Source organism: Dietzia aurantiaca, from assembly GCF_021033825.1.
GTDB classification, from domain to species: Bacteria; Actinomycetota; Actinomycetes; order Mycobacteriales; family Mycobacteriaceae; genus Dietzia; species Dietzia aurantiaca.
In genome coordinates this window covers 131,884-132,248 of sequence record NZ_JAIFXZ010000011.1, presented here as the reverse complement: position 1 = coordinate 132,248, position 365 = coordinate 131,884, and the positions used below count along the sequence as shown (strand labels likewise).

2 protein-coding genes are annotated in these 365 nt (G+C 60.3%); both read right to left on the bottom strand.

Features of this window, described 5'->3' with window-relative positions; translation table 11 throughout:
* On the bottom strand, nucleotides 1-132 hold a 132-nt coding region (locus K3888_RS18010), incomplete at its 3' end, for a DUF6414 family protein (protein WP_443652047.1).
* A partial coding sequence (locus K3888_RS12560; protein WP_230930605.1) for an ATP-binding protein occupies nucleotides 132-365 on the bottom strand: 234 nt, incomplete at its 5' end. The genes K3888_RS18010 and K3888_RS12560, both read right to left, overlap by 1 nt.

Sequence of the window (365 nt, the reverse complement as noted above, 5' to 3'; positions counted from 1 at the left end):
GGTTTCGGTGACAGCATCCTTGATCTCACCCTGAAGACTTGCAAGGAGACTGACTACGCTCACCTCGTCGAGGTAGATGAACTCACGGTGGCGGTCACGTGGTTCGTGGCGCTTGCGGCTCCAGATAGCCACTACTCTGCCTCCAGGTGAGTTTTACGATCGCGGCCAACCGCCTCGACACCGATGATGATGTCCTCCCTCGCAATTGATTGCCGACCGTCGAGAGCTGCGGCGAGACCAGCCTCGGTCCAGATCGCGGCCAGGTCGGCCGCTGTCCATCCAGCCGTAATTTGAGCGAGCGCTGCCCGGTCAGGGGTCTCCCGGAAGGTCACCTTGCGACTCGACGCCGCAAGAATACGAACTAT